The organism is Leisingera sp. SA215 (assembly GCF_055902035.1).
Genome location: NZ_JBVVXU010000060.1, coordinates 1 through 9,878 on the forward strand (window position 1 = coordinate 1; position 9,878 = coordinate 9,878).

General features: G+C 61.3%; 7 protein-coding genes, 1 tRNA gene, 1 rRNA gene and 1 pseudogene. 6 read left to right on the plus strand and 4 right to left on the minus strand.

The features are described from left to right. Positions 1 to 98: ribosomal RNA gene (rrf, locus tag AC0KW6_RS22505) — 5S ribosomal RNA — on the plus strand; the annotation flags it as partial. 44 nt (positions 99 to 142) lie between these two features. Next, positions 143 to 219 (plus strand) — tRNA-Met (locus AC0KW6_RS22510). Here AC0KW6_RS22510 and AC0KW6_RS22515 read toward each other — a convergent pair. Next, positions 176 to 1,876, minus strand: coding sequence for a recombinase family protein (locus AC0KW6_RS22515; protein ID WP_474036176.1), 1,701 nt, complete (start codon positions 1,874 to 1,876; stop codon positions 176 to 178). The two genes, AC0KW6_RS22510 and AC0KW6_RS22515, sit on opposite strands and share 44 nt — an antisense overlap. Before the next feature lie 454 nt (positions 1,877 to 2,330). Beyond that, a complete protein-coding gene (locus AC0KW6_RS22520) occupies positions 2,331 to 4,223 on the minus strand; it encodes an AAA family ATPase (protein WP_474036169.1) in 1,893 nt (630 codons plus the stop codon). Between AC0KW6_RS22520 and AC0KW6_RS22525 the strand changes: the two genes are divergently transcribed. Then, positions 4,216 to 4,359, plus strand: a complete 144-nt coding sequence (locus AC0KW6_RS22525) for a hypothetical protein (protein WP_474036170.1) — start codon at positions 4,216 to 4,218, stop codon at positions 4,357 to 4,359. The genes AC0KW6_RS22520 and AC0KW6_RS22525 overlap by 8 nt on opposite strands. A 291-nt stretch (positions 4,360 to 4,650) precedes the next feature. On the opposite strand, the gene AC0KW6_RS22530 is transcribed toward AC0KW6_RS22525, so the two are convergent. Together AC0KW6_RS22530 and AC0KW6_RS22535 are read right to left on the minus strand one after the other, a co-directional pair. Then, on the minus strand, positions 4,651 to 5,556 hold the full coding sequence (locus tag AC0KW6_RS22530; protein WP_474036171.1) for a GIY-YIG nuclease family protein: 906 nt from the start codon (positions 5,554 to 5,556) through the stop codon (positions 4,651 to 4,653). Positions 5,557 to 5,709: 153 nt separating this feature from the next. Next, the gene (locus AC0KW6_RS22535; protein WP_474036172.1) at positions 5,710 to 6,204 is read right to left on the minus strand and encodes a hypothetical protein; all 495 of its coding nucleotides are present in this window, start codon (positions 6,202 to 6,204) and stop codon (positions 5,710 to 5,712) included. Between the two features lie 782 nt (positions 6,205 to 6,986). Here AC0KW6_RS22535 and AC0KW6_RS22540 point away from each other — a divergent pair. The 3 genes and pseudogenes from AC0KW6_RS22540 to AC0KW6_RS22550 form a co-directional block, all read left to right on the plus strand. Further along, a complete protein-coding gene (locus tag AC0KW6_RS22540) occupies positions 6,987 to 8,600 on the plus strand; it encodes a Mob protein (protein WP_474036173.1) in 1,614 nt (537 codons plus the stop codon). A gap of 223 nt (positions 8,601 to 8,823) precedes the next feature. Next, positions 8,824 to 9,579 carry a hypothetical protein gene (locus AC0KW6_RS22545; RefSeq protein WP_474036175.1) on the plus strand — a complete coding sequence of 252 codons (756 nt, stop codon included), beginning with the start codon at positions 8,824 to 8,826 and terminating at the stop codon, positions 9,577 to 9,579. A gap of 28 nt (positions 9,580 to 9,607) precedes the next feature. Beyond that, a pseudogene (locus AC0KW6_RS22550) lies at positions 9,608 to 9,878 on the plus strand (transposase); the annotation flags it as partial.

Genomic DNA, 9,878 nt, shown 5'->3' on the forward strand with positions numbered 1-9,878 from the left:
AAGTGAAACACCCGGTCCCTTCCCGAACCCGGAAGTTAAGCACTGCCGCGCCGATGGTACTTGGGCTCAAGCCCTGGGAGAGTAGGTCACCGCCAAACCTAGTAAAATCCAAATCTCTCGCAACGATACAATAATAACCTGACGCGGGATGGAGCAGCCAGGTAGCTCGTCAGGCTCATAACCTGAAGGTCGCAGGTTCAAATCCTGCTCCCGCAACCATCGTTTCCGACCAAGCCCCTGCAAACAGCGGGGGCTTTGTTGATTCAGCGCTCCCCAAAGCCATGATCCCGGCCAATTCCCCTATGAGTTCAAGCTGATGGCCGCCGGGCGCATCCGCGTCCGGAACCATCCGCACCTGCGAAATCAGCGCCCGCAGCGACGCCGTCGCCTCCCGCCGCACTTCCGGCGCGTTCAGCGACCGGGCGAGATCCTCGACCATCTCGCGGTAGCGCTGCGAAAGGCTGGGATGCAACCGCAGGGCAGGGGGCTCCGGGTTGTCCGCGATGACCGCCTCAAGGCGGGCCTTCTCCGCTTCCAGTTCCGACATCTTGGCCTTCAATGACGCATGGTACATGCCGTCTTCGATGGCCTTCAGAATGCCCGCGATCTTTCCCTCCACCTTCTTCAGGGAGGTCTCCGCCTTCTGGCGCTCCTGGGTGGCTCCGGCAGCGGCTTCATTGAAGGCTTTACGGTATTCCTCCGCGAACTGCGCCAGCAGGTCCGGTGCCAGCAGGCGCTGCTTCAGCCCGGAGAGAACCCTCTCTTCCACTTCTTCCCGGCCGATGGTGGCGCGGTTGGTGCAGATCGCGGCCCCCTTGTTGCGGGCACCCGCGCAGCCATAGCGGGTCTTGTTGATCAGCGTGTAGCTGGCGCCGCAGCAGGCGCAGCGCAAAAGGCCCGACAGAAGGTAGGTCGGCCGGCGCGCGCGTTCCAGCTTCGGCCGTTCCGTCAGAACGCCTGCCGGGTTCATTGCCTGCCGCACCTCTCCCTGGCGCGTCTTCACTGCGTGCCAGAGCTGGTCATCCAGAATACGCAGCTGTGGGACTTCTTCGATCTTCCAGTCTTCGGGCGGGTTGAGGCGTGACAAGCGTTTGCCGGTGTCCGGGTTGGTATCATAGGTCAGCCGGTTCCAGACCAGACGCCCGATATACAGCTCGTTGTTCAGGATACCGGTGCCGCGCTTGATGTTCCCGGAGATCGTCGAGGGGTTCCAGACTCCGGTGCCCTTGCCGCTCTGGGGAGCAGGCACTGCTTCGGCGTTCAGCGCGGCAGCGATTGAGCGCGCGGAAAGGCCGTCTGCGTAATCCCGGAAGATCCGTTTGATGACGGCGGCCTCCTCCGGTTCGATCTCCCGGTCACCGGTGCTGACCGTGCCGTCGGGCAGGATCTCGCGCTTCACCCGATAGCCGTAGGCAATCCCGCCAGCGGATTTGCCCCTGGAAATGCGTCCTTCCAGACCGCGGCGTGTCTTCTGGGCCAGGTCCCGAAGAAACATGGTGGACACCAGTCCGCTGACGCCGACCTTCATGTCATCCAGTTCATTCTCAGCAGCTGTGTGGAGCCTGACCCCGAAGTAGCTCATGCGCTTCAGCAGGGTTGCGGAATCCGCCATGTCCCTGGAAAGGCGGTTTTGGCTTTCGGCGACAATGATGTCGATCTGACCGCATTCTGCTGCCTGGATCAGGCTCTGGTACCCCGGACGAAGGGTGTTTTTTCCGCTGAGCGCGTGATCGGTGAAAACCTCCGTGACCTGCCACCTGTTCTGCTCGCACATGCGGCGGCAGAGCCGGATCTGGTCTTCGACGGATGTGTCTTTTTGCTTGTCTGTAGAGTATCGGGCGTAGATGGCAGCGCGGAGACCGGGGGTTGTGTTCATGGCTTATTCCTTCGAAGGCTGTTGGCTCCTCTGTGCCGCGATGTCTTCGTGAGCAGCCTGGCGGGCGAGGAGCCTTATGATGTGCAGAAGCGAGGCCGGACAGTTGGCCTGGCCGTTTGTCTGAGGTGTACCGGAGAGACAGGCTGTCTCCTGGCAATTGACATAGCTCTTTTGGTCCCGCGCCATTGGCCGAGGTCTCCCGCCGCTCCCGGACACAGGCCCGGGGCGCTCTTCTGATGCTGCTGATCTGGCCGGGAACTGCCCCGGCGGCTGTTGGCTTCATCATAACGGGAGCGTGAGGGCGGCGGGCCCCGTGAAAGCGGGGAAGATGCCGCCCCGTGCCGGGTTTATGTGGATAACCTGGCTGGCGAGGGTCTTGTCTGGCGCCGCGCGGCGGCGCCGGGAGGTTTGCTTTTTGGACAGCGTTGGGGCGCAAACCATTTCCGGGAGGGAGTTATCCGGAACCTGGGCTGAATGCAGTGGCTTCGTTTGAATTATCATCTCCGGTGACTTCCGGATCATCATTCGGGCCGGGCTTGCGGGGCACGGCCTGCAGCCAGGACTTTATGGTGCTAGCACCAAACTCCCGTTCCCGGATCAGAACCGAGGCCATTTCCTGCAGCAGGTGCCTGTGTGGATACAGGAGGGCGCGGGCTAAGTCCTCGGCATGGTCAAGCCGCTCCTGCAGGCGTTTGCGCTCGCTTGCCGTGAGGCGGGCCGGGTCCTGCGGCCCGAACCATGCGTTACCATGAATGCCGAGGCCGAGTTCATAGTCCATCGCCAAGGATAGCTGCGCTGCTTTCGCGAGATCCGAGGCTGAGCCTCCGCCCGCCCCTGCGGAGATCGTCCCGAACACGAGCCGTTCCGCTGCGCGGCCTGCGAGGTGGATCGTCATCTGCCGGTCGAAATCCGCCTCCAGTCCAGCGCTCGGGGGCGCGGTGCGTTCGGTCAGCCCTCCGGTGGGAGAGAGGCAGACACGTTTGATCTCCTCCCCGTACAGCCAGGCGGAGATGACGTGCCCGCATTCATGCACGGCGATGCGCTCATCCAACTGGCTTCGGTATCCTTGTTCTTGGTTAAGGATCTGCTCAAGAAATCCGGGATCAAAGCTGCGCCCTTGGCGCCGCGCTCGCGCCCGGGCGTCGCGAATTTTTGCATCGATCATGGCGGGGGTTCGCCCGGCGAGTTTGCGGGACAGCAGGCACAGATCTTGCCCGGAGTCCGGAAAGGCCTTCTCAAGCATGACCAGGATCTGCTGCCGGGTCGGAAGCGGCATCTCGTGATGCAGGTCGAAACGGCCTGGCCGGAGGATGGCCGGGTCGATCTTTCCCGGAAAATTGGTGGCGCCGATCAGCAGAATGCCCTCTTCGCGGTGCAGCAAATCGATCTGCCGCAGGAACTCGTTGATGACCTGCTGGCGGTAGGCCTGATTGCGGTCGCCGGTGTCGGCGCGAGACCCGGAGCTGTCGACCTCATCAATGAACAGCACGCAAGGTTTGCGGGACTTGGCATTCTGGAAACACGCCAGCATTGCCGCCAACATATCCCCCAAGTGACCCCGCGCCTGCCAGGCGCCGAAAGAGCCCTGGATCAGGGGAACCCCGGCAGAGGCAGCGATAGCCTTGGCAAGCACGGTTTTGCCGGTTCCGGGTTCGCCGTAGACCAGCAGCGAGCGCGACATGGCGCTCCACTCGATCTCACCGCGCTGCCAGCTGTGGAGGTCCGCGACCAGATCTGCCGCCGCACTGTGCGCGGGAGAGGTGCCGTTAATGTCCTCCAGGGACAGCCCGTGGACCCCGCCAGCGTGCCGCCGGGGCCGGGAAACCGCCGCAGCGAGGCGCTCTGCTGCGCTGCGGGCATCCGGGGCCCGGAGCGCCAGCAGCACATCCGGATCGCCCAAACCGGCCAGCGCACTGTCGTCAGGGAGGACCGGTCCCACGGTCTCTCTGTCGATTTTGCCGGTTGCGCTGTGACTGTGTTCCAGCTGCGTGATGAGGATATCGCGGCTCAGCGGCTCCAGCTTCACGGGGTCGGGTAGGACCGTACTGAGAGTGTCCGGGAGGCTTTCGCCGTCGGGCAGTAGAACCATTAGCGGGCAGGGCTGCTGCAGCGCTTCGCACAAGTTGCGCTCCAACCGGTAGAGATCGCCAGTCCGGGACGTACCAGTTGAGGTTGCAACTTGAAGTACCCGGAGTGTCTGCCCGTGGGGCTGTTCATCTCCGTGGGTGGTGACCTTCCAGTCTTCGGGCAGAATACCGCAACGGCAGACTGCCAGGATTTGATCGGCGTCCGCGGTGCGGAACCCGGAGAGCACGGTCACGGAACCCGGAGCCAGCACCGTGTCCATGACATTCCGGGATGAGGTGAAGGTGGCCGCAAGCCGCAGCGCAATCAAGCTCCGGCTCGCGGGCAGAACGGTTGCAGGGCGGCTGCGCCCCTGGTCGTCCAGCGCCCAGCCGTCGATGCCGGTCTCGCGGAGCTGATCGAGCTCTGCGCTGTCCCGGTGCTGTGTCTTGGGGAGGTCGTTGAGTGCGTTTAGGAGATTGGATTTGCGTTGGTCTAGGGTGGCGGCGGTGCGTTTGTCAGCCGCGTTGATTTGATCTGAGATCATCCGGCGCAGGACCTGTTTGCCAAACGAGACCCAGGCCGGACGTGAGGGGTGAGATGAGAACTGTGGCATCGGTTGTCTCCGGGTAAAAAGCAGGCAAGGGGGCGCCGCCCTCCCCGGACTCGGGGGTGGCTGGGGCGGCGCTGAGAGGGCGGATGAAGGAGTGTCAGGCGGCGCTGTCAGTGGCGATCTCGTCCAGCATCCGGAGGATCTCCCGGGTCACATCCGGGAAATAGATCTCGCTTCGGACATTGATGGACCCGGAATAGAGATCGGGCGGCGCGATGCTGTCCGGGAAGGCGTCCTTGAGCCTGGCATGCAGTCGCTTCTCTGTCTGCAAGGCAAGTTGCCCGGTCGCCATCGGGACAGTCATCAGGATCTGCGCATCCAGTCCGCGGTGCTTCATCAGCTGGTGACGCAGACGGGAATCCGGGTTCCGGGAAAAGCCCAATTTTACCAGCTGTGCCCCGTTCGGAAGCTTGAACTGCATGGCGTAGAGATGGCTTGGCGCGGCGGGCCAGTCGTCACCGCAGTTGCTGCAGCCAAACCTTCCGGTTTGCATGTTGACCCGAGCGATCCTTTGGGTGTGCCCGCATTCCAGATGACGGTACAGACGATAGTTCGGGTCCCCGTCCGGATCGGGGCCGATCAGCTCCCAGCCCTGAGCGGCGGCTTCCTCTTGTTCCTTCCGGGAATGGCAGAGTTCGCAGCGCACGTCGCAGATCCCCGCGGCCGCGCGCTTGATCAGTTCGAGCTGCCGCCGCAGGTGGTGACCGCAGTCTGCAATGTACAAACCGTAGTGCCGGTCTTCCGGATCGCGGCCGGCCCATTGCAGCCCGGCTGCCGCGGCATCGTCGCTCCAGTGCGCTTCGATGCAATGCGGGCATTCGGGCTGGTTGTTCATCAGCACGAAGAGCTTGCTCATGTGCGTTGCTCCGCAGGTCTGGCAGGACAGGAGCAGGTGGTAGCGGTCCTTCACGCGCTGCAGGATATCAAAGCCTTTGCTTGCGGCGGCGTCGCGCCATTGGGGATGGATGGTGAGCGGAAAAGTCGGATTTGCGGATTGGGTCATGAAAAGTTCCAGTCAGGCAAAGGGACAGGGGACGGCGGGCGCGTGGAGCGCCGGCCGGGGTAAATTCGGACAGGTACAGGACATGGCGGACGCAGGCGGGGAGATCCGCTGCGGGTGCCAAGTCAGGCGTCGTTAGGGGAGATTGGGGCCGGGCTAGGCCGGGGTGAAGTCAGGCGCCGTCGAGGCCATCTCCACGATGGCGTCAACGTGCCGGGCAGCCCGGTTCAGCGCCTGGCGGGCACCGGGATCTTCCGTGCTGAAAAGCTCACGATGCTCATACATCAGATGCTGAAGATGCTGGGCCTCGTCCGGGCTTGTGGCCTCGATCAGAAAATGCAGCAGCATGCTCATGCGCTGCAGCGGCAGGTCGCAAGACGAGGACGGCGGAGCTGAGAAGACATCAGACGCCAGCCGCAGGCAATCCTGCCATTGGTTCTCGGCGGCTTCGGCAAAGCCAGACGTGGCCGGGTCCCAGCTCATCGAATGCGACAGGTCGCGCTCCAGCTCGATCGCGGCATCCACCGCGTCGTTCAGCTCAGCGAATGTCCGGGAAATCGGGGTAGTACCCTCATCGGAAATCGGGCAGGGCAATGCTGGGCGCAGGTCTTTTGCCGCGCTCGAGCGCGTGATAACAGGTGCGATAGTCATGTTGGTCTCCTCAGCCGAGATCAGTGTGATTAGGGCGTAAGCAAGGGGTGGAGCCCTTGCCTACGCTCGCTATTATATGGTACCAAAAAACCGAAAATCAATACGAGATTCGCTGGCATGGCAAAAAAAACCAGAGGAAGACCGGCGGTCGATACGGAAGCTGTGAACCTGCGATTGCCGCGCGAGATGATCGAAGTTGTTGATGCTCAGAGGCGAAATGAAGAAGACCTTCCGACACGGCCAGCCATGATCCGGAGGATGCTTAAGCAGTGGTGTCATGATCGCGGCATAGACGTCGAGGAATAGTCTGCTTCGAAAAAGATAAGCGCTACATTCATCCAGATTATCGAGAAACAATAAGGCATTCTTGGCCCCCGGCAGGGCGGGGTCAGGAGGGCGTCCGAGGAAATGTCTCAAGAAAGCCCCAAGGTTTTGGGCTCGTCTGGAGAACCAAGGCCAACCTTCCCGGACACCGGCAGGTGGCGGTAACAAGCCAATCTATACATTTCAAATGCAAGGCCGGGGCACCGGCCGCGCAAGCACCCGCAGGGCTGCTGGAGCGCCTCCCCGGCGTCAGGGGCAGACGAGGTAGCTTCAGCTACATATAGTCTGTCCCTATGGGGAGCATTTGGGCGCGTGCGGCGCACCATCTTATACTGCCCCAAGTCTCAGAAAAACAATATGGCAACAGAAACCCGATAATTTACAGGGTGTTATGGGGCGGATCCGCTTTTGCGTTTTCGCCGAGGTCGCGTACTCAATGAAAAAAGGAGTACCGCGAAATGGCATACCAATTCGTCCATATCGAAACTTATTCCCGCAAGCCAAGGAAGGTGAAGGGGACCAAAGATCAGTGGAACTGTGCGCGTCAGGTGTTTGAGGAAGCGCAGCGCAACCCGGACTTCTCCATGCATGTCGAAAACCCGCGCGCGCCGCTGCCGGTTCTGAGCCAAGGGGCGATGGCCCTCAGTGATCTTCAGGCGCTGCACGATCGGCGATGCAGCGAAATCCGGGAAACCGTGACCGCGAAATCCGGAAAAACCTACAGCCGCAGCCTGCGGTCCGATGCGCCGACATTGTACACTGAGATCCATTCACACCCCATGCCGTCCAAGGATTTCTTGGCGGATCGGGCAAGGCACCGGAAGGAGATCGCCCGGTGGGCGGACTTGGCTGTGCGGGATTTCCGGAAGCGGATGCCGCAAGGCGTCGCCTTCGCTGGGGTCATTCACCTGGATGAAGCGCATGTTCACATGCACATCCTCGCACTGAATGCGGGCGATCCCCGGTTGGATGCGAACAAGCTGCACGTGGGGAAGGCGGCGGCTGCGGTATACCGGGCCGCGCACGACAAGCCGCAGACGCTTTCGTCATTGCCGAAGCCGGAATTGCTGCCAAAACCGAGAAAGCCGAAGAAGCCGCGGCCCAGCAAGAACCGGGTCACCCAGAAAAAGAATATGGCAAAACACGAAAGGGCATTGGCCGAATGGCAGGCCGCTTGCGCCAAAGTCGAGGCCGCCAATGCCAGAAAGCTCGAAGAATGGTCGGAAGAAAACGGGCGCCATCTGCATGCCGCCCGGAAGAAAAGATCCGGGAAGAACCCGGAGAAGGCCGTTTTCACGGCGGCGATGAAAGCTTTCCAAGACCGCTACTACGAAGCGGTCGGCAGGCCCTGCGGGCTTCTCCGGAAAGGGCCAGGCCACGAGCGCCTGACGACCAAGCAATACGCTGCGCGTAAAGCCGGGGCCAAAGCCCGGGCGGAGGAGCAGCTGGCGAACCTACGGTTCGAGACCAAGCTAGAGGAAAGGGAGCAGGCGCTGGAAGCGCAGGCACGCCGCGTCGCGGCGGAAGAAAATTCTTTGAAGAAGAAGGAGGCAGAGGTCACGGCAAGAGAAGAAATGGTATCGAGAAGGGAGAGGGAGGTTGAAGCCAAAGAACGGGTTTTGGAACAGGTGACAGAGCAGATCCGGCTGCGGGAGGCGAGCTTGACAGAGCGGGAAGCTGAACAAAGCCTCCGGGAAGAAGAGGCGGGGGCAGTACTGGGACGGGCTGAGGCACTTAATTTGGGGTTGGAACTGATTCGAAGAGATCAGCTGCGTTGGGTCCCCGATAGAAAAGGTGATGGGGGCAGGCTGGTGCATGGCCCGCGCGATGCTGCGGAACGCCCGCTGCCTCTGAAGATGCATGCCCGGCTTGAACCAGCAATGTCGCTGCTCGAAATCCTTCTGAAAATCATCGCAGAGATCATTGAGGACGCATTGCACGAACGGCGAATGGAAATTGCCCGGGACGCTGAGGCCGTGGCGGAATGCCGAAGGCGGCTGGATTTGCGGGAAGATCCTGTCCTTACCGGGATCTTGCAACGCGGCACCCAAGACCAGAGATTTGATTTTTGACATCGGAGAAAGGTCAGCTGGGAATTCTCAGCCTGGAGGTTATGGCAGTAGGGGAGGCGCTGCGCTTATGTTGGACGCCAGCAACGCGCAGGAAGCGCCCTTTACAAAGTCGGCGGATCCGGCGACATGGCGAGCGATCCATGCCGCAGTCGCACGAGGAAGAGCTGACCTTTGCCGCACGTGCAGCCGCCGGCCACATTCGAACGGCGGGGATGCGGGCATCATGGAACTGCAGCGCGGTCTGTGGCAGCATCCCGACATGATCGAATTCCGCACTCTCGCCGATGACCATCCCGACCTCGTACATTCTCCGCTGCTTCGGGGCGCTCTCCTCACCCTGCAATATGCGCAGAAGCACGGATCAATCGGTCTGACCAAAACCAAGGCCTTCAAACGCGTCTTCGTCCATTGGGCTGTCGAGAATTTCGACTGGCCGGGGAAAAGCGCAGAAGAGATGTTCCGCTACAACAAGGTGATCAATGAATATGAGTTTCCCCCGCTCGAGATTTTGCATTTCCTGCTGATTTCCCAGCGCCTGGGACGTCACTTCAAGGGTGAGTTTCGGCTGACCAAGCGTGGTACAGAGCTGGCGCAAGCCCCTGGCCGCCTGTTTGCCGAGCTGATCCCATACTTTGTGTTCCGGATCGATCACGCTTCCTATGCACGCTTCGACGACCGCCCCTTCGGAGAATGGGACGTCTGGATGAACGTGATTAACGTAGAGGCCGATTATGGCACGACCGAAGCTGCCTTGTTCGAATCCTTCTATGGTGAGCCACAAGATTGGCACACCGCAGGGTGGCGGGAGATGGCCGCGTTTTCAGCTTGCGTGCTGCGGCCGCTCGAATGGGCGGGATTGCTTATCGAGCCCCGCGAAGACGGCGTCGGCACGCAGGTGCGTCATGTTTTTAAGACCCCGCTCTGGCGGAGCGCACTCAACCTAGGCTCAGGATGCATTGATTTCCGCCGCACTGCATGATTCACGGCTCGGAAAATGGAGCTGTGACATGAGCGATCTTTTCTGGCTGACCGACGAGCAGATGGCCAAGCTCACCCCCTTTTTCCCGAAGCCGCATGGCACAAGCCTCGGGCCGATGACAAACGGGTGCTGAGCGGGATTATCTTCATCAATCGCAATGGGTTGCGCTGGGGAGATGCCCCCGACGCCTACGGGCCGCACAAAACGCTCTACAGCCGGTGGAAGCGTTGGAGCGAAAAAGGTATCTTCGCGCGGATGATGGCCGGGCTGGCCGCCGAACACGGCGAGAAAAAGACGGA